Origin of the sequence: Williamsia phyllosphaerae (genome assembly GCF_014635305.1) — a bacterium.
Taxonomy (GTDB): Bacteria; Actinomycetota; Actinomycetes; order Mycobacteriales; family Mycobacteriaceae; genus Williamsia_A; species Williamsia_A phyllosphaerae.
Window position 1 is genome coordinate 540,528 of sequence record NZ_BMCS01000002.1, and the last position, 23,734, is coordinate 564,261.

Annotated in this window: 22 protein-coding genes and 1 tRNA gene; 11 read left to right on the top strand and 12 right to left on the bottom strand. The window is 68.7% G+C overall.

Annotated features, from left to right (window positions below):
• Nucleotides 1-309: 309 nt before the first annotated feature.
• Nucleotides 310-1,275, bottom strand: a complete 966-nt coding sequence (locus IEV93_RS16405; protein WP_188491027.1) for a formylglycine-generating enzyme family protein — start codon at nucleotides 1,273-1,275, stop codon at nucleotides 310-312.
• Between the two features lie 7 nt (nucleotides 1,276-1,282).
• Nucleotides 1,283-2,125 (bottom strand): Stf0 family sulfotransferase, encoded by an 843-nt coding sequence (locus IEV93_RS16410; protein ID WP_188491028.1) that lies wholly within the window; start codon nucleotides 2,123-2,125, stop codon nucleotides 1,283-1,285.
• 151 nt (nucleotides 2,126-2,276) lie between these two features.
• Here IEV93_RS16410 and pgi point away from each other — a divergent pair, with 151 nt between their 5' ends.
• The 4 genes from pgi (at nucleotide 2,277) to IEV93_RS16430 (ending at nucleotide 7,045) form a co-directional block, all read left to right on the top strand.
• Entirely contained in the window at nucleotides 2,277-3,986 is a 1,710-nt protein-coding gene (gene pgi / locus IEV93_RS16415) for a glucose-6-phosphate isomerase (RefSeq protein ID WP_188491029.1), read from the top strand.
• A gap of 9 nt (nucleotides 3,987-3,995) precedes the next feature.
• Nucleotides 3,996-5,297, top strand: a complete 1,302-nt coding sequence (locus IEV93_RS16420; RefSeq protein WP_188491030.1) for a hypothetical protein — start codon at nucleotides 3,996-3,998, stop codon at nucleotides 5,295-5,297.
• A gap of 75 nt (nucleotides 5,298-5,372) precedes the next feature.
• On the top strand, nucleotides 5,373-6,317 hold the full coding sequence (locus IEV93_RS16425; protein WP_188491031.1) for a mechanosensitive ion channel family protein: 945 nt from the start codon (nucleotides 5,373-5,375) through the stop codon (nucleotides 6,315-6,317).
• Between the two features lie 35 nt (nucleotides 6,318-6,352).
• Nucleotides 6,353-7,045, top strand: coding sequence for a hypothetical protein (locus tag IEV93_RS16430; protein ID WP_229705245.1), 693 nt, complete (start codon nucleotides 6,353-6,355; stop codon nucleotides 7,043-7,045).
• Nucleotide 7,046: 1 nt separating this feature from the next.
• Here IEV93_RS16430 and IEV93_RS16435 read toward each other — a convergent pair whose 3' ends face one another.
• From IEV93_RS16435 to IEV93_RS16450, 4 genes are all read right to left on the bottom strand, one after another.
• A complete protein-coding gene (locus tag IEV93_RS16435; RefSeq protein ID WP_188491032.1) occupies nucleotides 7,047-8,171 on the bottom strand; it encodes a GGDEF domain-containing protein in 1,125 nt (374 codons plus the stop codon).
• Between the two features lie 125 nt (nucleotides 8,172-8,296).
• Complete coding sequence (locus IEV93_RS16440; protein ID WP_188491033.1) at nucleotides 8,297-9,037, bottom strand: SDR family oxidoreductase; 741 nt, start codon at nucleotides 9,035-9,037, stop codon at nucleotides 8,297-8,299.
• Between the two features lie 34 nt (nucleotides 9,038-9,071).
• Nucleotides 9,072-10,217 carry a Ca2+-dependent phosphoinositide-specific phospholipase C gene (locus IEV93_RS16445; RefSeq protein WP_188491034.1) on the bottom strand — a complete coding sequence of 382 codons (1,146 nt, stop codon included), beginning with the start codon at nucleotides 10,215-10,217 and terminating at the stop codon, nucleotides 9,072-9,074.
• 119 nt (nucleotides 10,218-10,336) lie between these two features.
• On the bottom strand, nucleotides 10,337-11,233 hold the full coding sequence (locus tag IEV93_RS16450) for a DNA-formamidopyrimidine glycosylase family protein (protein WP_188491035.1): 897 nt from the start codon (nucleotides 11,231-11,233) through the stop codon (nucleotides 10,337-10,339).
• 47 nt (nucleotides 11,234-11,280) lie between these two features.
• On the opposite strand from IEV93_RS16450, the gene IEV93_RS16455 reads away from it, so the two are divergent.
• On the top strand, nucleotides 11,281-12,057 hold the full coding sequence (locus IEV93_RS16455; protein ID WP_188491036.1) for a 3'(2'),5'-bisphosphate nucleotidase CysQ: 777 nt from the start codon (nucleotides 11,281-11,283) through the stop codon (nucleotides 12,055-12,057).
• Nucleotides 12,058-12,151: 94 nt separating this feature from the next.
• Here the strand turns inward: IEV93_RS16455 and IEV93_RS16460 are convergent, their stop codons facing one another.
• A complete protein-coding gene (locus IEV93_RS16460; protein WP_188491037.1) occupies nucleotides 12,152-13,459 on the bottom strand; it encodes an HNH endonuclease signature motif containing protein in 1,308 nt (435 codons plus the stop codon).
• Between the two features lie 673 nt (nucleotides 13,460-14,132).
• Nucleotides 14,133-14,507, bottom strand: a complete 375-nt coding sequence (locus IEV93_RS16465; protein ID WP_188491038.1) for a MerR family transcriptional regulator — start codon at nucleotides 14,505-14,507, stop codon at nucleotides 14,133-14,135.
• Between the two features lie 74 nt (nucleotides 14,508-14,581).
• Here IEV93_RS16465 and IEV93_RS16470 point away from each other — a divergent pair, with 74 nt between their 5' ends.
• Complete coding sequence (locus IEV93_RS16470; protein ID WP_188491039.1) at nucleotides 14,582-15,301, top strand: SDR family oxidoreductase; 720 nt, start codon at nucleotides 14,582-14,584, stop codon at nucleotides 15,299-15,301.
• 45 nt (nucleotides 15,302-15,346) lie between these two features.
• Here IEV93_RS16470 and cobF read toward each other — a convergent pair whose 3' ends face one another.
• Both cobF and IEV93_RS16480 read right to left on the bottom strand, forming a co-directional pair.
• Nucleotides 15,347-16,132 (bottom strand): precorrin-6A synthase (deacetylating), encoded by a 786-nt coding sequence (gene cobF, locus IEV93_RS16475; protein ID WP_229705246.1) that lies wholly within the window; start codon nucleotides 16,130-16,132, stop codon nucleotides 15,347-15,349.
• Nucleotides 16,129-16,980 (bottom strand): SDR family oxidoreductase, encoded by an 852-nt coding sequence (locus IEV93_RS16480; protein ID WP_188491040.1) that lies wholly within the window; start codon nucleotides 16,978-16,980, stop codon nucleotides 16,129-16,131. Before IEV93_RS16480 ends, cobF begins: the two co-directional genes overlap by 4 nt.
• Before the next feature lie 128 nt (nucleotides 16,981-17,108).
• On the opposite strand from IEV93_RS16480, the gene IEV93_RS16485 reads away from it, so the two are divergent.
• The 3 genes from IEV93_RS16485 (at nucleotide 17,109) to IEV93_RS16495 (ending at nucleotide 19,010) form a co-directional block, all read left to right on the top strand.
• Nucleotides 17,109-18,074: a DMT family transporter gene (locus IEV93_RS16485; RefSeq protein ID WP_188491041.1), complete on the top strand. Its 966-nt coding sequence runs from the start codon at nucleotides 17,109-17,111 to the stop codon at nucleotides 18,072-18,074.
• A gap of 55 nt (nucleotides 18,075-18,129) precedes the next feature.
• Nucleotides 18,130-18,606: a glutathione peroxidase gene (locus IEV93_RS16490; RefSeq protein WP_188491042.1), complete on the top strand. Its 477-nt coding sequence runs from the start codon at nucleotides 18,130-18,132 to the stop codon at nucleotides 18,604-18,606.
• Between the two features lie 110 nt (nucleotides 18,607-18,716).
• Nucleotides 18,717-19,010, top strand: a complete 294-nt coding sequence (locus IEV93_RS16495) for a hypothetical protein (RefSeq protein WP_188491043.1) — start codon at nucleotides 18,717-18,719, stop codon at nucleotides 19,008-19,010.
• A gap of 23 nt (nucleotides 19,011-19,033) precedes the next feature.
• Here IEV93_RS16495 and IEV93_RS16500 read toward each other — a convergent pair.
• Nucleotides 19,034-19,106 (bottom strand) — tRNA-Arg (locus tag IEV93_RS16500).
• A gap of 50 nt (nucleotides 19,107-19,156) precedes the next feature.
• On the bottom strand, nucleotides 19,157-20,335 hold the full coding sequence (locus IEV93_RS16505; protein ID WP_188491044.1) for a YbfB/YjiJ family MFS transporter: 1,179 nt from the start codon (nucleotides 20,333-20,335) through the stop codon (nucleotides 19,157-19,159).
• 69 nt (nucleotides 20,336-20,404) lie between these two features.
• Between IEV93_RS16505 and IEV93_RS16510 the strand changes: the two genes are divergently transcribed.
• Together IEV93_RS16510 and IEV93_RS16515 are read left to right on the top strand one after the other, a co-directional pair.
• A complete protein-coding gene (locus tag IEV93_RS16510; protein WP_188491045.1) occupies nucleotides 20,405-21,253 on the top strand; it encodes a LysR family transcriptional regulator in 849 nt (282 codons plus the stop codon).
• A gap of 227 nt (nucleotides 21,254-21,480) precedes the next feature.
• Nucleotides 21,481-23,655, top strand: coding sequence for a glutamine synthetase III family protein (locus IEV93_RS16515; protein WP_188491046.1), 2,175 nt, complete (start codon nucleotides 21,481-21,483; stop codon nucleotides 23,653-23,655).
• The last annotated feature ends 79 nt before the right edge of the window (nucleotides 23,656-23,734 follow it).

The window sequence follows — 23,734 nt, forward strand, 5'->3', positions numbered from 1 at the left end:
CCCGTCAGGTGCCGACTGTGTGGAAACGGGACATCGAGTGTGCTCACCACCCGACGCGACCTCACCCCGAAACAACGCACACTCGATGACACGGTTCCGCACCGTCGGCGTCATCAAGCCGACCACCACCTGAGCCGAAAGCCGCCGACCGTGCCGAAAGCACGCATCGAGTGTGCGCCGCTTGCACCGCATCTCACGCCACGCTCCGAGCACACTCGATGGCGCTTTCGTCACAGTCAGCACGCGGGGTTCCGCCCGCGATCCCACGGCGCTTTCCACACAGTCAGCCCGTGGGTTGAGCCGCTTGGGTCAGCTCGATCGGGCCACCGTGCGGAAACCTGTGTTCCCTGACGATGATTCGATTGTGTTGTGGGAACGTGCTGACACCCGGTAGCGCGAGCAGTACGAGTCGTCGCACAGGTACGACCCGCCCCGCAGCACGCGGGACGCCCCGCGGTCGGGGCCGGTCGGGTCGAGGCGCGGCGAGTGCCGGTAGTACCGCGGGTCGTAGCGGTCGGCACACCATTCCCACACGTTGCCGACCGTCTGCCACAGTCCGAACCCGTTGGGCGCGAACGATCGGACCGACGTCGTCGGGACCACCCCGACACCGGTCCCCTGCTCCGCCGGAAAAGCCGCACCCCACACCTCGGGCGCGTAGATGGCACACCGTCGGGCGCCGGAGACATCGACGAGCTCGTCGCCCCACGGGAACCGAGCCCCGTGCAGACCTCCGCGTGCGGCGTACTCCCACTGCGCCTCACTCGGCAACGACCGCCCCGCCCATTCGCAGTACGCCTGCGCGTCGACGAACGACACGTGGACCACCGGATGGTCGACGCGTGTCGCGGTGTCGGAGGCGGGTCCCTCCGGATGCGCCCAGTCCGCACCGCGCATTTCCACCCACCACGGCGCGGTGGGGGCCCGTCCGACCACGGTCGAGTCGTCGGCCACGAGGGCACCGAACACCGCTGAGGTCCCCGCTCGTTCGGCGGACGTGCGATATCCGGTGGCGTCGACAAAGACAGCGAAATCATTTGTGGTCACCGTGGTTTCGTCGATGACGAAACCGCTCACCTCGACGGTATGCAGCGGCAACTCACCATCGGCGCGCAGACCGTCGCCGTGTGCGTCGCCCATGACGAACGTGCCGCCGGCGATGGGTCGCTGGTCGATCGCGTGGCAATGCCGCCTGTCCACCGTGTGGCCGGTCCGCGCACCGACATCGTCGGGCGGAGACGCACCACGTCCGGGCATGCAACACTCGTCGCTCATCGCGGGGTCAGTTCCGGGTCAGCGGATAGCCGTTGGTCTCGGCGTCGGCCCGATACCGCGCCACCCACTCCGCCGATCGCCCGTCGCCCTGGCGGGTGAGCGGTGGAGGCGGCGCCAGATCGGGATCGAGGCCCAGCGCGGTGAGCACCGATGCGGTCGTCGATCGCGGCTCTCGCACCAGCTCGTCGAACTCCACGCGGATCGGGTCTATCGCCTCCTCGCGGAACCAGCGATCCCAGGCCTGTTGCTGCGCAGCGAGTTCGGCGGCGAGATGGGCGATCGCGCCGGCGTGATACTGCGCGGCCTCGTCGCGGCCGGCACCCGCGGTCACCGTCGGTCCGCCACCGGAGGGGTCGTCGACCCACGTCTGGGTCTGGACCGCCCGCCACATCGACACCGCCTGCGCGGCCACATCATCGCGATTGACCAGGATGTAGGTGGGCTCCACGCCGAGCAGCGCCCGGATAGCAGTGCGCAGGCCCCCGGTCGCGCCGAGCCCGCTCGCGTGATCGATCAACAGCGGCGTCTGATTCCACATCAGCTTGCCGCCCCACACACCGTTGCGTGTCGTACCGGCGTCCAGGATGTCGTCGCGCCACCGCTGCGCCGACCTCTCGTCCGGGCGTCCCGCGACCGCCGGGTGCAGCAGCGCGTGCACACCGTCGGGATCGGGGCCGACGTAGTCGGCGAACCAGTCCTGCGACTGGGGCGGCAGGCCGGTGTCGGGCAGGTCCTCGAAGAACTCGGCCGGACGACCGGCGACCTCGGTCGCGGCCAGCGACGCCACGAGCAGAGTGCTCCCGCTGCGTTGGCTCGCGCACACCAGATACGCCTGGTTCACAGCGGTCATGCGCCCAATATATGGACTCGGCCACCGTGCGTTCATCTCGACGAGCGGTAGTGCGCAGCGTGGTTCGAAGTCGCCGCTCTCGCGCCGGGACAGGCCCACTAGGGTTGGAGCAACAGCCACGAGCCGCACGCGCTTCACGAAGGGTCCATCCATGACCAGCGACACCGAGCACGGCCACGACAACCACGCCGCGACCGACATCACCGGCACCCATGCCTGGCAGGAACTGTCAGCCCACCAGGGCCACGTCTACGCGATGCACCTGCGCGAGGTCTTCGCCGTCGACCCCAAGCGCGGTCGCGAACTCGTCCTCGACGTCGGCGACCTGCACATCGACTACTCCAAGCACCGTGTGCTGCGCGAGACCATCGACCTGCTGCTGTCACTGGCTCGTGAGGTCGATCTCGAGGGCAAGCGCGACGCGATGTTCTGGGGCGAGCACATCAACACCTCCGAGGACCGCGCCGTCCTGCACACCGCGCTGCGGCTGCCCGCCGAGGCCACGCTGAAGGTCGACGGTCAGGACGTCGCCGCGGACGTGCACGGCGTTCTCGAGGCCATGGGTACGTTCACCGACTCACTGCGCAGCGGCGAGTGGAAGGGTCACACCGGCAAGGCGATCCGCACCGTCGTCAACATCGGCATCGGCGGCTCCGACCTCGGGCCGGCGATGGTCTACCAGGCACTGCGCCACTACGTCGACACCGACATCTCGTGCCGTTTCGTGTCCAACGTCGACCCGGCCGACCTCGTCGCCACCCTCGCCGACCTCGACGCCGAGACCACGTTGTTCATCATCGCGTCGAAGACGTTCTCCACCCTGGAGACCCTGACCAACGCGACCGCCGCGCGCAGCTGGCTGCTGCGTGAACTCGGTGTTGACGCCACCGACTCGAACAACCCGGCGGTGGCCAAGCACTTCGTCGCCGTGAGCACCAACGCCGAGAAGGTGGCTGCGTTCGGCATCGACACCGACAACATGTTCGGCTTCTGGGACTGGGTCGGCGGACGCTACTCGGTCGACTCGGCGATCGGCCTGTCGGTGATGGCAGCGATCGGCAAGGAGGCGTTCGGCGAGTTCCTGCACGGGTTCAACATCATGGACAAGCACTTCCGCTCGGCACCGCTGCACCAGAACGCGCCGGTCATCCTGGGTCTGATCGGGCTCTGGTACAACAACTTCTGGGGCGCCCAGTCGCGTGTCGTGCTGCCGTACTCCAACGACATGGCCCGCTTCGCCGCCTACCTGCAGCAGCTGACGATGGAGTCCAACGGCAAGTCCGTCGACGCCCACGGACAGCACGTCACCACCGACACCGGCGCCATCTACTGGGGTGAGCCGGGCACCAACGGCCAGCACGCGTTCTACCAGCTGCTGCACCAGGGCACCCGCCTCGTCCCCGCCGACTTCATCGGGTTCGGCTCACCCACCGACGACCTGCCCGTCGACGCCGACGGGTCGGGATCGATGCACGACCTGCTGATGAGCAACTTCTTCGCGCAGACCAAGGTGCTGGCGTTCGGCAAGACCGCCGACGAGATCGCCGACGAGGGCGTCGACCCGCATGTGGTGGCGCACAAGGTGATGCCCGGCAACCGCCCGTCGACGTCGATCCTGGCGCCGGAGCTGACGCCGTCGGTGCTCGGCCAGCTGATCGCGCTCTACGAACACCAGGTGTTCGTCGAGGGCGCCATCTGGGGCATCAACTCCTTCGACCAGTGGGGCGTCGAACTGGGCAAGACCCAGGCCAAGGAACTACTCGCCGTCATCGTCGACGCCGCATCACCGGCCCCACAGGACGACTCGTCGACCGACGCGCTGGTCCGCTGGTACCGGGAGCAGCGCGGGCGCGACGCGTAACACCGGCCCATGACGCCCGCCCGGTTGTCGGTGGTCGACGACATGTTCTACCGCGGCCATCACGGCCGCGGCGTCGAGGTGGTCATGCAGGGCATGTGGCGGTTCGACGACCGCCTCGAGCCCGCCGAACTCGGCGATTTCCACACACTGCTGGCCGCGAGTCCCCTCACCCGTCGGGTCGTCTCCCCCCGGATTCCGTGGGCGCGGCGCTACTTCGTCGACGGCGCCGTGGTCGCCCCGCTGCGGTTCGACCCGACACCGATCGATGCGGACGGGGTCCTCGCATGGTCCGACGAGCACGCCGAGGCGCGTCTGGATGTCGACACCGGCCCGGCGTGGGACCTCGCGCTGGCGCACGTCGACGGCGGCGGGTCGGTGGTGAGTCTGATCTGCTCGCACCTCGTCTCCGACGGGTTGGGGCTTGTCTCGGAGGCCGACACCGCCTCCGGCGGACCGGCCCGCCCGGCACCGCGGCGGCAACGCCCGGTCACCTCGCGACCGCCGCGCCGATCCGACGACGTCGCCGACGCCGTGTGGCTGTGGGTCCACGTGATCACCGGGATCCTGCGTTCGCTCCTGCGCGGGTGCGTCGATCCGCAGGTCCGTGCCGAACTGTTCGGCGCGCTGCGCCCCGCCCCGTCGCGTCCCGCCACCCCGACCACGACCACCGGACGCCAGTCGACCGCGGTGGTCGACGTCGACGCGGCCGAATGGGATCGGTACGTCGCCGAGACCGGGGCGACCTCGACGGCCGTGGTCGCGGCCCTCGCCGCCGACATCGTCGGCGAATTGCGCGGGCCCGGACCGGTCGACACCGTCGTGCCGATGGCCGACGGGTCCGGTCAGGCCCTGACCGTGGCCGAGGTCGCCGTCGACACCGGCGCCGACCCGGGAGTGTGCGCCGCCGACCTGCGGGCCGCCTACGCGCGCGCCGGGTCGGGTCGCGGACTCGGCCCACCCGGTGGCATGCCCGCCGAGCTCCTCCAGTTGCTCGGCGACCGTCTCGCGCACGCCGTGGTGCCCGATCCAGGTGGTCGTGACGCGCTGGTGTCGCCGCTCGGAGACCTCGGCACCGGCTTCGACGAACTCGCCGGTCACCGGTCGCGCGGGCTGGCCGTCCGCTCGGCCTACCCGCGATCCGCGGCCCCGGGCGCGGCCCGGTCGTCGACGCTGCTCGGGGTCTGGTCGGCGCGCAACTGTGGGCGTGTCGTGCTGTCGTTGGTGGCCCGCACCGACCCCGGCGGCCGGTCCCCCGCTGACCTGGCGCGCAGCGCTCTGGCCCACCGAGGACTGACCGCCACCGTCTGGTGAGACACGCCACGAATCGCGGCCGGGGACCCCGCGACCCGGGTCGACATGACAGACGAAGTCCGTATCGTCGGGCAGATGACCTCGACCGCACTCGCCTTCGAATGGACCGAAACCAACCGAATGTGGCTGATAGAGAACCCGATCCGCATCGCCGCCTACGTGGTCGCGGGTCTGCTCGTCCGCTTCTTCGCGCACCGCGTGATCGACCGGGCGACGCGCCGACCAGGTGACGCCGGAGCCGGCGACCCGAGCGCGTCGCCGGCGCTGATCCGCCATCTCCGCGACCGCACGCCCAAGGCGCTGCGCGACCCGAAGGTCGTCGAGCGACGCCAGCAACGCGCCGAGACCATCGGATCGGTGCTGAAGTCCTGCGTGTCGATCGTCCTGTTGCTGTGGGTCGTGCTGTCGATCCTGTCGGTGGTGGGCGTGAACATCGCACCGTTCATCGCGTCGGCCGGGGTGGTCGGCCTGGCGATCGGTTTCGGCGCCCAGAACCTGGTCAAGGACTTCGTGTCCGGGGTGTTCATGTTGCTCGAGGACCAGTACGGGGTCGGCGACGTCGTCGACCTCGGCGAGGCGTCGGGAGAGGTCGAGAGCGTCGGCCTGCGGGTCACGACGATCCGCGACGTCGACGGGACCGTCTGGTACGTCCGCAACGGCGAGATCGTCCGCGTCGGCAACATGAGTCAGGACTACGCCGTCGCCCGCGTCGAGATCCCGGTGGCCCCGAACACCGACATCGACCTGGCCCAGCGCGTCGCGCTCACCGCGGCCCAGGATGCGGTGTCGGCCGCGCCGACCTCGACCTCGGTGCTCGGGGAGCCCGAGATGCTCGGCGTGCAGGAGGTGTCGGCCTCGATGATCACCCTTCGGATGCTGATCAAGACCCAGCCGAACGCCCAGTGGGCCGTGGCGCGGGTGGTCCGCAAGAAGGTCCTCGAGGCCTACGACGGCAACGGGATCGTGATGCCCGCGTTGGCCGGGGCGGTCGGCGCGGGCGGACCCGGCGGGACCGAATAACCCGACACCGGGTGGCGACCGCTTACGCTGCTCCCATGACGATGACGGTGAGAGCGGCCACCTCCCGGACCGCGCTGGTCGCGACCGTGCTCGCGGTGACCGCGCTGGCGGCGGCGTGTACCTCCGGTTCGGGTTCCTCGGACCCGACGGCCTCGGCCCGTCCGAGCACTTCGGTGCCGGTGTCGGCGTCGGTGGTCGCACCCACCGGGCCGGCCCAACGCACGCCTGCCGCCACGCAGCTGAAGTACGGGGAGAGCGCATTCCTGCCCGCCAACGCCTTCCGACCCAACGGTCAGCTCGCGATGTTCACCGTCACCGGGATCGAGCCGGGCGTGTCCGGCGAGCTGCCTGAGTCGGTGACCCACGGCGGCGTCCCGTTCTATGTCCACGTGACGGTCACCCAGCTGGGGACCCGACAACTCGACGTCCCGTCGACGGTCGGGCTGGCGGGCAGCGCCGACGGTCGCACCGCCACCCTGACCGAGACACCGCCCGACGGGTTCGACAAGTGTGTGGCCGCGACGGCACCGAAGGAACTCGGCCGCGGCAACTCCTTCGCGACCTGCTTCGTCGCGGTCGCCGACCCGGACACCGATGTCTCCCGGGTCGTCTACTGGGCGCAGACCACCACCGATCCGGAGTTCGACTACAAGGCCGCCCCGGTGGTGTGGTCGGACGGTTCGGCGGTCCCGGCCGCCTCCCCCTCGGCACCGGCACCCACCAGCTGACCTAGCCGTAGTGGTGTGAGCGCGTCCGGACGGTGTTCCCGCCCGAACGTTTCGCCTCGTACATCGCGGCGTCGGCGAGGTCGGTGAACAACACCGTCGACATCACCGACTGACGGCCCGGGATCCGACCGGAGAAATGCACCACGCCGACGCTGGCGGTCACCGGCGGGTCGCTGACCGCGGAGATGGTGTGCAAGACGTGGTTGGCCAGGCGGTTCGGTTCGGTCCAGCGCAGGCTGTCGGCGACCACGAACTCGTCACCGCCGATGCGTGCGACGACCCCGCTCGAACCGACCGCGACCCGGAGTCGGGCGGCGATCTCGGCCAGTACCCGGTCGCCGTAACGGTGCCCGTACTGGTCGTTGATCTCCTTGAAGTTGTCGAGGTCGGCCACCAGTACCGCCAACCCGTGGGAGTTCTGTCGGTCCATCGTGGCGATGCGCTCGAGCGCCCGCTCCAGGCCGCGGCGGTTGAGCACACCGGTCAGGGTGTCGACCTCCGACGCGGCCGCGTCGGAGGCGAGCACCTCGAGGACGAACTGCGTCGCGATCGGGATGGCGATGCCGACCAGCACGGCCTGGATCACCGCGACGGCCACGGTCGAGACGGCGCCCTGATCGCCGCCGCCGAGCATCAGGCCCGCCAGCGTCCCGGCGACGAGGAGCGTGAACCCGATGTGCGCGGTGAGCATCCGGGCGCCGTGGAAGAAGGCGATGTACCCGCCGACGAGACCGAACAGTGCGCAGCCGTTGAGTCCACCGATCCGTTCGTCCTGGGCGAGGCACGCGAGTGCGATCGCGACATCGGAGCCGACGACCCACCAGCGGGAACGGACCACCGACGGCCAGGGCAGGAGCAGCCACATCATCGACAACGCGATGCCCAGGATCGAGGCGATGATCGCGGCCGCGACGTATCCGGGTTCAGGCCGGGTGGCGGCGTCGATGAGCGTGACGACAGGGACGAGCGTGACCGTCCCCGCGGAGATGGCCAGCAGCACCCGGGTCGGCTCGACCAGTTGCCGGTCGGCGAGGTAGCTGCCGAACCACTCGAACTGGTCCCGGCGGTTCCACCAGTGCGAGAGAGCCCACCCCAGTTGGGCCAGTCCCACCCCGAAACGGATCACGCCCGGCTCCGAACGGCTGATCGCGAGTCACTCCCCCTCTGTCCCGGTGGAGGCCCCACCCCCCACAGGCTGCATGAACTGCAGTGATGTGCCACAAAAATACACTGTCACCGCGCTGACCGGGCTCAGACCAGGCGACGCGCCAGCGAGGCGGGCAGGTGACGCAGCGCGGCGTCGATGCCGATCCACGGCCAGGTCGGGACCACAGCACGGGCGGGTTCCCGGTCGATCGCCGACACCAGCGCCCTGACACCCTTCGCCTGACTCGTCATCAGCGCGGTCTTCACCCCGGCGTTGATGTCGGTCTGGATGTAGCCCGGCAGGATCACGCTCACGGTGATCGGCGACGACGCCAGCTCCGCCTGCAGACCCTCGCCGAGCGCCGAGAGCCCCGCCTTGGACGCCGAGTAGGCGGCCTGTGCCTTCGGGAGGCCACGGACTGCGCTCATCGAGCTGATCAGCACGAGGTGGCCGTGTTCCTGGGCTCGGAAGATCTCCATCGCCGCCTCGATCTGGGCCAGCGCCCCGATGAGGTTGGTGGTGATGGTCTCGATGTTCGCGTCGGCGCGACCGGTGCCCAACGGGGCACCCTTGCCGAGGCCGGCGTTGACGACGACCCGGTCGAGCCCGCCGAGTTCGTCGCGCAGCGCACGGAAGACGGTGGGCACCGCGGCGGTGTCGGTCACGTCGAGGGCGGCGGTCGCGACCCGGGCCGCGCTCGGGCGCAACTCGTCGGCAAGCGCGTCGAGCCGATCGACCCGTCGGGCGCAGAGCGCGAGGGAGCGCCCCTGCGCCGCGAAGGCCCGGGCCATCCCCTCGCCCAGTCCGGAGCTCGCACCGCTGATCAGGATTCTCGATCTCGTCACGTCGGTGAATCTACCGGGGTCCGACGACACGGCATCATCGCGCGCTGATCGGGTTCGATCGCACGACGCCGGTACCGGGGAGCTGCGCGACGAAGGTGCCGTCGCCCCACCGCGACGCCATGCCGGGGACCGGGAAGTCGGTGGTGACGTCCTGCGCACCCGAGGCCAGCGCGACCGCCACCCGAGTGTGTTCGTCGTTCTTCACCGTCGACATCGGCTCATCGGCACGTGTCCGCACCAGGTACCCCGCCGACACGAGCCGACGTATCTCGTCGAGGTGTGGCCCGCGGGGATCGTTGACCATCGTGACGGCGGCGTCGGACTGACCGACCGCCCCACGGGTGAACACCGGGGCCGTCCGCAGTCCCGGGTGCATGCGCAGGTACTCCGCGCGCAACCGTGACGGGGCGCCCGGTTCGCTCGAGGCGTTGTCGAAGAAGAACATGACCCGTCCGCGCGCCTGGGACAGCGTCGGCCACCCGCCTGCGCGCACCGACTGCTCGACCGTTCGTCCCGGCCGCCGGATCGAGTCCGGGGTGATCAGATCCTGCGGCCCGAACGTCTCGGCGATCTCCCGGTCGAGTTCGGCGAACTGGGTGCGATCCCATGCGGGGACGTCCACGCCGCCGAGCGCCCGGGCGGTCGCATCGGTCGACTTGAGTTCGAGCTGGATCAGGATCGGGGTGTGGAGGGGGTGCGAATCGGAGAACGCGCGGATCTCGCCCAGGCAGCTCCGGAGACTGATGCAGCTGGTCCGGTAGTCGATGTCGGCACTGTGCAGCACCTTGATCCCCGGTCGGCGGTACTCGGGATCGGTCAGTGGACCGTGCCCGGCGAGTCTGCGCACCGACGGGTATCGGTAGCGACCGCCGGTCGGGTCCGGGTTCAGGTCGAGTTCGACGGCGCGGATCCGCTGGTCGGTGAGCTGGTCGGTGAGGCTCGCGTGCTGGTAGCGGAACCCGTCGGCGGCCGAGCCGGCCACCGACGACGGGAGCTCGTCGGCGGCGGGCATCTGGTGGTAGCTGTTGTGCGTACCGATGAACTGGATCTGGTTGAGCCGCAAGGCATCGGTGACCGGCGGGAGGTCACGTGCGGCGGCCGGACCGGTGGTCGCGGCGAGGCCGCTCCCGAGCAGAGCGGAGACCAGGAGCAGGACGGCACGACGTCTGATGGCAGGCACCCGTCCATCCCGACGCCCGCAGATGAGGTGTCGGGATCATCGACGCGGCGCCCGCCTGACAAGTTAGTGACCTTTGCGAACCTTGTTGGTTCGTCGGTGTTCCCCGGGTCGGCGGATGTTCACTTCAGCAGCTTCGACATCCGCCGGTCGGCGAGGACCTTGCCGCCGGTCTGGCACGTCGGGCAGTACTGGAACGAGCGGTCGGTGAACGAGACCTCGCGGACGGTGTCGCCGCACACCGGACACGGCATGCCGGTGCGCGCATGGACCCGCAGGCCCGACCGCTTCTCCCCCTTCATCGTCGCCACCTCCTGCCCCTCGAGGCGGACGGTCGCGTCGGTCAGGACTCCGTGCATCGACACGAACAGCAGGTCGACCTGCTCGTCGGACAACGCCTTCGCCGAGGCGAACGGGGACAACTTGGCGGTGTGCAGGATCTCGTCGCTGTAGGCGTTGCCGATCCCGCTGATGGTCCGCTGATCGGTGAGGACGGTCTTGATGCGCGCCGAGGTCCCCCGCAGCACCTCCGCGAACTCGTCACGCGTCAACGCCATCACGTCGGGGCCCAGGGTCGCGATGCGTTCGACCTCCAAGGTGTCGCGCACGATCCAGACGGCCAGCCGTTTCTGGGTGCCCGCCTCGGTGACGTCGAAGCCCTCGCCGGGCAGACCGCAGTGCACCCGCAGCGCGATCGGCCCCTTGCCGCCGGGCCGCGGCGGCGTCGGCGAGAGGTTCGACGACCAGCGCAACCACCCCGCCCGCGACAGGTGGATGACGAGGTGGATGACGTCGACCGAGCCATCTGTGGGCGGTCCGTCGGCCGGATCGGTACTGATCACCAGGTACTTGCCGATGCGGGTGACCCCGACGACGACCCGTCCGGCCAGCGCCGAGTACGGCGGGTCGGCGGTCTTGAGCACCGCCAGCGACGCGACGTCCACGCGACGGATCGGCAACCCCGCCGCACGCCCGTCGACGAAGTCGGCGATGGCCTGTACCTCGGGCAACTCCGGCATGGGCTCTAGTCTGCTCTAGTACCTCGCACGCGGAAAGGGATTGATCAATGGGTCCTGCGCGTCGCGAGCCGATCGGGGGTGCCTCGTCGCCGGGCGGACTCTCCGATGCCGAACTCGCCGCCCTCATCGCTGACGGGGCCGGTCGCATACTGGTGGCCGCGCGCCACGAGTCGTTGCTGCGCGGTCGCCTCCTCGGAGACGTCGGCGACGGGATCGCCCAGGCCTGGATCGCGTCGGTGTTGCGGACGCATCGGCCCGCCGATGCGGTGCTGTCGGAGGAGGCCCCCGACTCCCGTGACCGGCTGGGGTCGTCCCGGGTCTGGATCATCGACCCGCTCGACGGGACGCGTGAATACGCCGCAGGCCGTGACGACTGGGCGGTCCACGTGGCCCTGACCATCGACGGCGAGCCGGCCGACTGCGCGGTGTCGTTGCCCGCCACCGGCGAGGTGTTCCGCACCGACACCGTCGTCGCGCCGGCGACGCCGTCGGGCCGGCTGGTGACCTCGCGCTACGGCGGCTCGTACGAGGCGGCGTTGGTGGCGAACCGGCTCTCGCTCAGCGCGTACTCGGTCGGTTCGGCGGGCGCGAAGGCGATGGCGGTGGTCCGGGGCGACGCCGACGTCTACGTGCACGCGACCGGCCAGTACGAGTGGGACAACTGTGCGCCGGTCGGTGTCGCGCTGGCTGCCGGTCTGCACTGCAGCCGCATCGACGGCTCACCTCTGGTCTACAACCAGCGCAGCTCGTACATGTCGGACTTCCTGATCTGCCGTACCGAACTCGCCGCCGACATCATCGAGATGCTCGCCTTCGTGTTCTGAGGTGGCGACTCACACTGTGGAGTTGTCAAAGAGCTGATGCGGTCCCGCGGGGCGGGTGCATGTTTTCGGGTGGTCTGTTTCGCGGCTGAGCTGGTCAGGCGGCGATGGGGTCGTCGATTCGCATGGTTCGTCGGTTGTAGGCGGGTAGCGGTCGTCGTCGGGGATCGACACTGGCGGGCGGCATGAGCCAGGGGTGTCGGTCGGCGCCCATGATCACTTGCCAGCCGTCGTGATGGACCGCGGTGTGGCAGGACCGGCACAGGAGGCAGCCGTTGTCGACGGTGGTGGGACCCCCGTCGGCATGGTGGACGATGTGGTGGACATCGCACCACGATGCGGGCGCCCCGCATTTGATGCAGCACCGATCGCGCAGCAGGACGACCTTGCGGGCGGCTCCGGTGAACAGTCGCGGTTCGGGCGCCGCAACGGAGACCGGCGCCCCGTTGAGGTCGACGCCGACGCCGGCCAACCGGGCGTCGCACGCGAGGAGTTTCGCGGACAGTTCGGTGATCGGCCCCATCCACGTCAGCGACGCGGTGCTTGCGTTGACTGCGGTGGTGGCGATGTCGATGTCGAGCGGGATGGTCACGAGAATCTCGGTGTGCGGCGGCCCCGACAGCGCGTCCGGGGACAGTCCTCGAGTGCCGCACTCGAGAAGCTGACCGAAGGCATCCGCGCGTCGTCGCGCAGCAGGTCGCGCATCCTCGGACCCGTCCGGTTCGGGTCGTGGCCGGGATGCTGTGTCGAGTGCAGTGATCAGCCGCTCTCCGGTCAGCGCGTCGAACTCGAAGGTGCCGTGCAACCGACCGTCATCGGTTGTGTGCCAGCCGAGTTCGTTGAGCGCGGCATCCTCAGCCGGCGGCACCCGATCTGGCTCGTCCCCACCGGGTTCGCACTCGGTCAGCTCGATCGCCGCCGTGCGTGCACGCTCCACGATCGCCGCAGGGGTTGTGCCGGCGACCGCCTGCCCGACCAGATCGACCTCCAGCGCTGCGATCGTCTCGGAGTCGACGGGTTCCCCGGTCCGCCGCACGACATGTTCGACACCGCGAGCGACAGCATCGAGATGCTCGGCCGACAGCGTCGCGTCGCGACTGTGTCGAGCCACCCGCGGCAGGACGTGAATCGCGCGGCCCAGGCGGATCAGACGTGATGCGAGCGCAGGGGCTACACCATTGGCACTCAACAACTCCCGCAGCGACATTCCCGCATGTTTGGCGACACCCACGCGTTCGGCCTGCGACGTCAACCGCGCCAGCAGATCATCAGCAACCGCCCGTAGCGCGACCGCACCCCGGATCGCTTCCACGATCCGATCATCGCTGTCATCGACAACAGTGTCCCTGCAACCGTATTGATCGACCAACTCGTTGGCGATCTCGATCAGTGTCCCCCGACTCATGACTCCATCGTACACATGTTCGAACGGTGCGCAAGCATTGATTTCAGTGAATGTTGTTGAACACCAGTGAATTCAAGCTATCCACAGATAGCAGAACGTTCACAGACGCGTTGTTCACCCGCCGCCATCGGAGCGGCCGAACTTGATACTCCGACATGCTGCGACACGTTCGCGGCGCATCGCCGAGGCAGTGTGGTGGTCGTACCCAATCCGTCGGCGCAGACGACCGCGTTCATATCCGGAGCACCGCGTTCGACGGATTCGCATGCACCACGGTGTTGCCGTACGTCCGTATTCGCACGGGTGGAAGCCACCTGTTCAGGGAGTTGGCGATCGCCGCGCCACGACCACGACCACGACCACGACCACCGACGCACCGCAAGCAGACCGCGATCGGTCCCGCGTAAGACTCCAGGTCGCGGAAAAGGTGGGCGACGTGGCCGTTCGACTGGTGAACTGCGACGCTCGAGCACAAACCATCATCGGCGATGTGTGCGTCCGCCCTCCTCCCCGAACCCATGGCGACGGTCACCATCGGCAAGCCGAGAGAGATAATACCGATCGAATTGCGTTGCAAAGCAAGCGATTACGCGAGTACCCACGACCATGTCCATGGGCACGCGCCCGTGGACATGGACTCTCTAGTCACGCGCCGCTGCCCTTCGACCGAGGGTCAGCCGGCCAACTGCTGTTCACCGTTGGCTGCGATGTTCGCGCGCACGTCGTCCATGACGATCTCGAGGTGGCCGCGCGTCTCGAGCAGGTCGTCGATCTGCTGCGAGAGCCGTCGGTGCGCGTCGGACAGTCGATCCATGGTCGTGGGCGTCGTGACACCGGTGTGCACGCACGGCAGCATCTCCTCGATGTCGCGCGTCGGGACACCGGCATCGATCAGGCAGCGGATGGTCTCCACCCGCTGTTGGGCGACGGTGTCGAACTCACGGTGCCCGCCACCGGTCCGGCGTGCGGCGATCAGTCCGCGCTCCTCGTAGTACCGCAGGGACCGCACCGACGATCCGGTCCGCGTGGACAATTCACCGATACGCATGGCGACTCCCTGTTACGTAGATCACAGCTCGAGGACTTGAACCTCACATCGATGTCAGATCCTACGCTCGAGCCATGAACCTACAGAACTCGACAATCCTGATCACCGGAGCCAACCGCGGAATCGGCGCCGCACTCGTCCATGCCGCGCTCGACGCCGGAGCCCGACGGGTCTACGCCACCTCCCGATCCGGCCTCACACCGTTGGACGACGACCGCGTCGTGGGCCTCGCCCTCGACGTAACCGACCCCGCGTCCGTCGCCGCTGCGGCCGAGAAGGCCACCGACGTGTCCGTGCTCGTGAACAACGCGGGTGTCGCGGCGCGGCAGGGCCTGCTGACCGGCGACCTCGATCAGATGCGACTGGAGATGGAGACCAACTTCTGGGGGCCGCTGCTCGTCACCCGCGCCTTCGCGCCGGCACTTGCCCGTGCCGGCGGCGGCGCCGTCGTCACCGTCGCCTCCGTGTTGGCCATGACCGCGTTCGAGGGAGCCGGCTCGTACGCCGCGTCCAAGGCCGCCGCGTGGTCGGCCAACGACGGCATGCGGCTGGAACTGGCGGGCCAGGACACCCAGGTGCTCACCGCGTTCCTCGCCTCCACCGACACCGACATGATGTCGGGATGGGACGTGTTCAAGAACGATCCCGCCGACGTGGCCACGGCGATCCTTACCGCCGTCCGCGAGGGCGCCGACGAGGTGTTCGTCGACGACGACTCCCGGACGACCAAGGAGAACCTGGCGTCCCCGGTCGCGATCCGCTACCCCGACCTGGCGGCCGCGCGAGCTCGATGAGGCCCGGACCCGGCGCGGTCGACGGCGACGATCAGGGCTGGACGGTCAGGGTTTGCGGACCAGATAGATGTCCATGATCCAGCCGTGCCGCGCACGGGCCTGTGCCCGCGTCGACGCGATCTGCTCCCCCACCTCGCCGACCGTGCCGCTGAGCAGGATCTCGTCGGGTGTGCCGAGGTAGGCGCCCCACCAGATGTGATCGCCTGCGTCGGCGGTGTGGCGGAAGGTGCAGTCGGCGTCGAGCATGACGATCTGGTTGCTGTCCACACCCGACGGTGTCTCGCCGAGACGGCGACCGGTGGTGATCAGGATGGGTTCGCCGATGCGGTTCATCAGGATCCGGTGCGCGGCGGTCAGCGCCGACGCACTCGTGACCCCGGCGACCACCTCGACGGCCAGCGGTAGACGGCCGCGGTCGACGATCGCGTCGGCGATGCGCAGGGTGCTGTCGTAAAGGCCCGGGTCGCCCCAGACCAGGATCCCCCCGACACCGTCGTCGGACAGCTCCGCGGTCAGCGCCGTCTCGATCCGGGTCGCGCGGGCGTCGTGCCAGCGCCGCACCTCGGCGTCGTAGTCGGAGGGGTTCCGGTCGCGCGGCGGGTCCTCGATCTCGACGAAGCGGTAGTTGCCCGCACCGAGGTGTCGGTCGCAGATCTGTTCGCGGACCGCGACCAACGACTCCTTGGTCGCTCCCTTGTCGAGGACGAAGAAGGTGTCGACGCCGCGCATCGCGTCGATGGCCTCGATGGTGACCTGGCGTGGATCGCCCGGCCCGATACCGATGATCCGCAGGGTGCGGCCGGCCGCACGGTCCGGCGAGGTGGTCGTCACGGGCGCGCGCGGCGCAGACCGTGGAATCGGGCCGTGACGTCGAGCATCACCGCGCGCGGCAGAATGCGTCGCAGCGCGAACACCACCGGCGCGCGATTGCCCATCGCGTACAACGGTTTCGGGTTCGCCGACAGCGCCGCGGTGACGATCAGCTCGGCGATCGGTCCGACGTCGAGTCCCCGCTGCTCGTTGCGGCGCGTGGCCGCAGCAACCTTGGCGTAGTCCTCGCGGTAGGGGGAGTCGTCGGCGAGGTGATAGCTCCGCCGGTCCCCGATACCGGTGGCGATCGTCCCCGGTTCGACCGTCAGCATCGCGATGCCGAACGGCGCGAGCTCGCGACGTGACGCATCGGCGAAACCCTTCATCGCGCTCTTCGCGGCTGAGTAGGTCGAGCGGAACGCGATCGGGAAGCTCGACAGCATCGACCCCACCATCACCACCACCCCGAACTGCCGTGACCGCATCCCGGGCAGCAGGGCCTTGGTCAGCGCGATCGGCCCGAAGACGTTCGTGGTGAACAACTCCTCGATCGCCGACATCGGCGTGTCCTCGAGCGAGCCCATCAGGCTCGCGCCCGCGTTGTTGATCAGGATGTCGACGTCGCCGGCCTCGCGAGCGCACCGCTCGACGCTCGCGGCGTCGGTCTGATCGAGCGCGATGTAGCGAACACCGGTGATGCGGTCCTCCGTGGCGATGCGATCGGGGTGACGGCTCGTACCGATCACCGCGTGCCCCCGGGCCACGAATTTCTCCGCGACCGCGGCGCCGATGCCGCTGGAGGCGCCGGTCACCAGGACCGTCCTCGATCGTTCCGTCCGACGGCTGGGCGATGATCCGGATGCACTCACGCCGATCACTGTAGGGGCCGTTCGAACGCCATCCGAAAAGAAGTGGCGATCACAGGAATTATCAGGAGATCCTCAGGGTTGGACATGCTCGGTGCGGTTGTTCGTTTCGGTGGGGAAGAAGGTGCGCGATGCTGATCGGTATCGGTCTCGCCGTCCTCGCCGCGCTCGGATACGGGCTCTCCTCGGTGATGCAGGCCCTCGGCGCACGACAGGCCGCCGCCCAGTCCTCCGGCGACGGTTGGACCACCGAGTCCGGCGGTCCCACACTCAAATCCACGATGGCCGCGGCCCTGACCGGGGTCTTCATCGTCGGCGCGGTCATGGACGTCCTGGGCTTCATCGCCGGCGCGGGCGCGGCCCGGATGCTGCCGCTGTTCCTCTCGCAGACGATCGTCGCGGGCAACCTGGTGATCACCGCGATCCTGGGGATGTTTGCGCTCGGTATCCGACTGCACCCGCGGGATTGGGCGGCCATGGCGCTCGTCATCGTCTCGCTGTGTCTGTTGGGGACGGCCTCGCACAGTCACGGTGCGACGCAGGCGAGTCTCACGTTCCGGTTCGGACTGCTCGCCGCGACGATCGCCATCATCGTCATCTCGCTTCTCGCCGTGCGCCGGATGGGTCGGGCCGGTTCGATCGCGGCCGGTATGGCCGCGGGGCTGCTGTTCGGCGCCATCGCCATGGCGGTCCGGGTGCTCGGCGGCATCCACCCGTTCTCGATCACCACCATCGCGACCGATCCGGCCGCATGGACGATCGCCATCGCCGGCGCCTTCGGTTTCTACCTGCACACCGTCGCGTTGCAGCTGGGCGCGGTCAACGGTTCGACCGCGGCGATGGTCGTCGGCGAGACCGCGGTGCCCGGCATCCTCGGCGTGTGGCTGCTCGGCGACACCACCGTGTCCGGCCTGGAGTGGCTGGCCGTGGCCGGTTTCGTGCTCGCGATCGTCGGTGCCGTCCTGGTGGCGCTGTTCGGATCGGGTGAGGCCCAGCGTTCGGCGGAACAGAACGAGGTCCATGCCGTCGGCGAGGTCATCGCGGCACCGCTCGCGCACCGTCACTACAGTTCGTCCGGACGTGGAGCCGACGGTTGACGCCGACGCCGGGCACGATCGCCATCCATCCGTCACCCCGCTACGAAGGACACCCATGACCACCGCGTACGACTTCACCGCCACGAACATCGATGGCGAAGAGATCGATCTCAGCCAGTACCGAGGCAAGCCGCTGCTGATCGTCAACACCGCGTCGCAGTGCGGTTTCACGCCGCAGTACACCGGCCTCGAGGAGCTCAGCAAGACCTACGGCGACAAGGGACTCGTCGTCCTCGGCTTCCCGTGCAACCAGTTCGGTCACCAGGAGCCCGGTGACGCCGAGGAGATCAAGAACTTCTGCAACCTGACCTACGACGTCAGCTTCCCGATGTTCAGCAAGGTCGACGTCAACGGCAAGGACGCGCACCCGCTGTTCGCGTGGTTGCGGTCGGAGAAGGGCACCGTCCTGGGCAGCCGCATCAAGTGGAACTTCACCAAGTTCCTGGTGAACAAGGAGGGGCAGGTCGTCGACCGGTTCCCGCCGACCGCCAAGCCCGCGTCGCTGTCGGGAAAAATCGAAAAGCTCCTCTGACGTTCGTCGTAGCCGAGATCGTCCGACATGGGCGTCGTCGAGGGCACTATGCCCTCGACGGCCGATATCGGGCGATTTCTGCTGTCTGACACGGTCGCTAGCGTGGTGGTATGAGCGACCGCTTCCCCGACGACTGCCCGACCCTCACCCGCGACGGTCAGACCGTAGGGTTCAGTCCCTCACCGGACGGGATGTCGCTGTTCGCATGGTGGCGCGACACCACCGCTGATCACACCGACAGCGAGATGATCGGCGTCTACCCGAGCTACGAGGCCGGGGTCATCGGAGTGCTGCGCGCCATCGCGGCCGACGGGATGGACCCCGACCCCGACGAGGTCACCGTCGAGGCGACGGCCCTCGAGCGCGATTTCATCGCCACCGACTGGATGGGTCTGGGCTTCTGAGCAGGGGGCGGAGGCCCCGGATGTGCCCTCGGCAGGATTCGAACCTGCGACCTACCCTTTAGGAGAGGGTTGCTCTATCCCCTGAGCTACGAAGGCAACTGCGCCGATCACCTGATCGCGACGCGTGGCGAGTCTAACCGACCCCGTCAGACGCCAACCAGTTCGCGCCGTCGCGGCATGGTCCGCGCGACACCGAACGCGGCGAGTGCCGCCAGCAGCAGGACGACCGTCGCGATGACGAAGGCCAGTGTGTACGACGACCCCAGTACCGGCGTGACGACGACCGGGCCGAGCACCTGACCGACCCCGTAGACCGCGGTCAGGATGGCCGCGGTCCGCGCGACCGGCAGCGCCGCTCCGACCGACATCGCGACGGAGACGATCCCGATGAACGTCCCGCCGAACAACGCTGCCGCGACGAGAGCGGCGGCGGTCGACGACGACACCGCCGGCAGCAGCGCGGCGACAGCCTGCACCACCAGCGCCACTCCCAGGGCGCGATGGGCGCCGATCCGTGACGACACCCGAGTCCATATGACGCCGGCCGGGACAGCGGTCAGGCCAACCACGATCCACACGACCGGGCCTGCACTCGATGTCGCCGACCCCGAGTTGCCACTCACCGCCGCGACCAGGAACGTGCCGATCACGATGTAGCCGAGGCCCTCCAGAAAGTATGCGGCGAGCAGCAACCGCCACGCGCTGTGGTGCGTGCGGTCGAGGATCGCGGCGTCGCCCGCCGACACCGAGTCCGGCTCGGGATGGATACGCATCGTCGAGATCGGGGCCAGCGCGAGCGCGGTGATGATCGCGGCACCGATCCACAGCTGCTGCCAACTCAGGTGTGGGCCGGCGACGAGCGTGAGGACGCCGCTGATCGCGATGCCCGCCCCCACACCTGCGAAGGTGACCGCCGACGAGGCGCCGTGTCGGCGGGCGTGCGCGACCGTGCTGACGCAGCCGACGAAGATCACCGCACTGGCGACGCCGGCGACGAAGCGGAGCACCGAGAGGACGACCACGCCGTCGGCCACCGCCATCAATGCCTCGCTGGCCACCAGGGCCACCGCCCACATCCGCAGGTGCCCGCGGGTGTTGATCGTCGGCCGGATCGACAGCGCCACCGCGCCGGCCAGGTAACCGGCGTAGTTGGCCGTCGCGACGGCGGCACCGCCCGACGCGGTGATCGCGTTGTCGGCCTCCATCAGCGGAAGGAACGGGGTGAATGCAAAACGCCCCACCCCCATCGAGGCCACCAATCCGGCCGCGCCGGCCAGCGCCACACCCGGCCCGGCTGCCCACCCATCACGCTCCACCTCTGTCATGGTCGCCACGCTAGGACCCGTGGTGTCCGATCGGAAATGCCGAGTGAACATCACCGATAACCTGGACGCATGGATCTAGAGATGCGCCACCTGCGCGCATTCGTCGCGCTCGCCGACGAGATGAACTACACCCGGGCCGCAGTCGAGCTCCACGTCAGCCAGCCCGCACTCACGCGCACGATCCAGCAACTCGAACGCATCCTCGAGCGCGAGCTGCTGACGCGGACCTCGCGCTCGCTGAGCATCACCGACGCCGGACGGACATTCGCCGACCATGCTCGCCGCATCGTGGCCGACGTCGACGCGGTCAAGGACGAGATGCTGATGTCGGCAACGGTTCGAGTCGGCTTCGCGTGGCTCCTGCCGGAGTGGTTCGCCGACACCACCAGAGAGGTCGAGGCGCGCGGCGGGCGGATCAGCCTGCACCGCACCGACGACCCGATCCGGGCGCTGACGCGCGGCGAGGTGGACGTCGCGATCACCCGGCGCCCACCGGCCGATCGGTCCGACGCGGACACATCCATCCGCTACCGGGCCGCCGGATCCGAACACCGCCTGCTGGCCGTCGCGACCGCGTCCGAGCTCGCCACCCGAGAAGATCTGCACTGGGACGACCTGGCGTCGGAACCACTCATCATCAACGTGCTGTCCGGCACCACGACCGAGGACTCGTGGACCCGCTCCGACCCGGATCGCGTGATCGTCCGGTGCAACAATTTCGACGAGTGGATCGAGCTGACGGCGGCGGGTCGAGGTATCAGCGCGGTGCCCGACGTGGTGCGCGCCCGCGCCCAGCACCCGGCCGTCACCTACCGCGACATCCCCGGCATCCCGTCCTCGACGGTCCACGTCGCGTGGCGCGAGCGGACTCCCCCGCTGCGCTCGGTCAAGCTGTTCCTCGACGTCGCCGTCGGCTGACACACCGGCCGTTCGTCCGCTAGGCTCACGAACTACTTCCGACCGCGAACCGAGCGAACCGGGTGCGGATCACCCTCCCGAGGCCGTCGCACACCCCTCGTACTGCTGTGTTTCATGGGCGTCACATACCGGAAACGCACTGGCGATGTGTCGCCCCTACCGTCACCAGAGATTTCACTTGACGAGAATCTCGCCCATCCGGGGGGATCGGAATCCAGGAGTTACGCATGAGTGGCAGCATTTCCCGCCGTGAGGCGATCAAGGCCGTGACGGCCCACAGCACGCCGGAGTGCGCCACGGCGCAGGCGCCGCTCGCCGAACTCTTCGGGGTCAACGTGTTCGACAAGTCGGCCATGAAGGATCGCCTGCCCAAGAGCGTGTTCAAGAAGATCTCGGCCACGATCGACGAGGGCATCGCCCTCGACCCGACCATCGCCGACGTCGTCGCCAACGCCATGAAGGACTGGGCCATCGAGAAGGGCGCGTCGCACTACGCGCACGTCTTCTACCCCCTGACCGGTTTCACCGCCGAGAAGCACGACTCGTTCCTCGAACCCGACGCGTCCGGCGCATCGCTCGCCGAGTTCCAGGGAAAGACCCTGCTGCAGGGCGAGCCCGACGCGTCGAGCTTCCCCAACGGTGGTCTGCGCGGCACGTTCGAGGCCCGTGGATACACCGGCTGGGATGTCACCAGCCCCGCGTACATCCTGGAGAACCCCGCGGGCAACACGCTGTGCATCCCGACGGTGTTCATCTCGTGGACCGGTGAGGCCCTCGACAAGAAGACCCCGCTGCTGCGCAGCCAGCAGGCGATGAGCAAGCAGGCCATGCGTCTGCTGAAGCTGTTCGGCCACAACGACGTCGACACCGTGGTGTCCTACGCCGGCGCCGAGCAGGAGTACTTCCTGATCGACGAGCACTTCTACTACGCACGCCCCGACATCATGACCACCTCGCGAACCCTGTTCGGCGCCAAGCCGTCCAAGGGTCAGGAGTTCGACGACCACTACTTCGGCGCGATCCCCGACCGCGTGCTGGGCTTCATGATCGATCTGGATCGCGAGCTGTTCAAGCACGGCATCCCGTCGAAGACCCGCCACAACGAGGTCGCCCCCGGCCAGTTCGAGCTGGCCCCGGTGTTCGAGCGTTCGGTGCTCGCCCACGACCACCAGCAGCTGATGATGACCATCATGAAGAAGGTCGCCGAGAACCACGGTATGACCTGTCTGCTGCACGAGAAGCCGTTCGCCGGTGTCAACGGCTCGGGCAAGCACGTCAACTTCTCGCTGGGCAACAGCAACCAGGGCAACCTGCTCAACCCCGGCGACACCCCGCACGAGAACGTGCAGTTCCTGGTGTTCTGCGCGGCCATCATCCGCGGCGTGCACAAGTACGGCGGTCTGCTGCGCGCCTCGGTCGCCTCGGCGAGCAACGATCACCGCCTGGGCGCGAACGAGGCTCCCCCGGCGATCATCTCGATCTTCCTCGGCGAGCAGCTGATGGACGTGTTCGATCAGATCGCCAAGGGCGGCGCCACCGAGTCCAAGGAGTCGGGTGTGCTCGAACTCGGCGTCGACAGCCTGCCCCCGATGAAGGCCGACCCGGGCGACCGCAACCGCACCAGCCCGTTCGCGTTCACCGGCAACCGGTTCGAGTTCCGCGCGCCCGGCTCGAACCAGTCGATCTCGGATCCGATGGTCGCGATCAACACGATCCTGGCCGACTCGATCGACTTCCTGGCCACCGAGCTGGAGACCCTGACCGCCGACGGCACCGAGTTCAACGCCGCCGTGCAGACCGTCCTGCAGAAGGTCATCACCGATCACGGCGCGGTCATCTTCAACGGCGACGGCTACGCCGACGCGTGGCAGGAGGAGGCGGCCGCCCGCGGTCTGAAGAACCTGCGCACCACCGTCGACGCCGTCCCGTTCATGGCCGAGAAGGAGAACGAGGACCTGTTCGAGAAGTACGGGGTCCTCTCCGCACGCGAGCTCGAGGCGCGCAAGGACGTCATACTCGAGCAGTACGCGCTGACGATCCTCGTGGAGGCCAAGGAGACCGCCGAGATCGCCAAGACCATGATCCTGCCGGCCGCCCTGCGCTACCAGGGTGAGCTGGCCGGCATCGCGGTGAGCGTCAAGGCGGCCGGACTCGACGCCACCAACCCGCTGCTGACCGACCTGAGCACCGCGGTCACCGCGCTGGGCACTTCGTTGGCGAGCCTGGAGAAGGGCATCGAGGCGTTCCACGGGGAGTCCGAGCTCGAGGAGTCGACGTACGCATTGGAGACGTTGATCCCGGCGATGGCCGAGGTCCGCGTGGCCGCCGACACCCTGGAGTCGCTGGTCGCCGACGACCTGTGGCCGCTGCCGACCTACAACGAGATGCTGACCATCCTCTGATCGACGCGACATCGCCGACGGCGGTGGTCGTCACGCAGCACACGCTGCGTGCGGCCGCCGCCGTTTGTCGTCGTGGGAG

Coding starts and splice junctions, on each gene's coding strand:
- IEV93_RS16490 (WP_188491042.1), top strand. CDS start 18,130: ATGACCACCGCGTACGACTTCACCGCCACGAACATCGATGGCGAAGAG.
- IEV93_RS16410 (WP_188491028.1), bottom strand. CDS start 2,125: ATGACCGCTGTGAACCAGGCGTATCTGGTGTGCGCGAGCCAACGCAGC.
- IEV93_RS16405 (WP_188491027.1), bottom strand. CDS start 1,275: ATGAGCGACGAGTGTTGCATGCCCGGACGTGGTGCGTCTCCGCCCGAC.
- IEV93_RS16465 (WP_188491038.1), bottom strand. CDS start 14,507: ATGCGTATCGGTGAATTGTCCACGCGGACCGGATCGTCGGTGCGGTCC.
- IEV93_RS16455 (WP_188491036.1), top strand. CDS start 11,281: ATGGGTCCTGCGCGTCGCGAGCCGATCGGGGGTGCCTCGTCGCCGGGC.
- IEV93_RS16515 (WP_188491046.1), top strand. CDS start 21,481: ATGAGTGGCAGCATTTCCCGCCGTGAGGCGATCAAGGCCGTGACGGCC.
- IEV93_RS16460 (WP_188491037.1), bottom strand. CDS start 13,459: ATGAGTCGGGGGACACTGATCGAGATCGCCAACGAGTTGGTCGATCAA.
- IEV93_RS16485 (WP_188491041.1), top strand. CDS start 17,109: ATGCTGATCGGTATCGGTCTCGCCGTCCTCGCCGCGCTCGGATACGGG.
- IEV93_RS16450 (WP_188491035.1), bottom strand. CDS start 11,233: ATGCCGGAGTTGCCCGAGGTACAGGCCATCGCCGACTTCGTCGACGGG.
- IEV93_RS16495 (WP_188491043.1), top strand. CDS start 18,717: ATGAGCGACCGCTTCCCCGACGACTGCCCGACCCTCACCCGCGACGGT.
- IEV93_RS16510 (WP_188491045.1), top strand. CDS start 20,405: ATGGATCTAGAGATGCGCCACCTGCGCGCATTCGTCGCGCTCGCCGAC.
- IEV93_RS16425 (WP_188491031.1), top strand. CDS start 5,373: ATGACCTCGACCGCACTCGCCTTCGAATGGACCGAAACCAACCGAATG.
- IEV93_RS16505 (WP_188491044.1), bottom strand. CDS start 20,335: ATGACAGAGGTGGAGCGTGATGGGTGGGCAGCCGGGCCGGGTGTGGCG.
- pgi (WP_188491029.1), top strand. CDS start 2,277: ATGACCAGCGACACCGAGCACGGCCACGACAACCACGCCGCGACCGAC.
- IEV93_RS16430 (WP_229705245.1), top strand. CDS start 6,353: ATGACGATGACGGTGAGAGCGGCCACCTCCCGGACCGCGCTGGTCGCG.
- IEV93_RS16470 (WP_188491039.1), top strand. CDS start 14,582: ATGAACCTACAGAACTCGACAATCCTGATCACCGGAGCCAACCGCGGA.
- IEV93_RS16420 (WP_188491030.1), top strand. CDS start 3,996: ATGACGCCCGCCCGGTTGTCGGTGGTCGACGACATGTTCTACCGCGGC.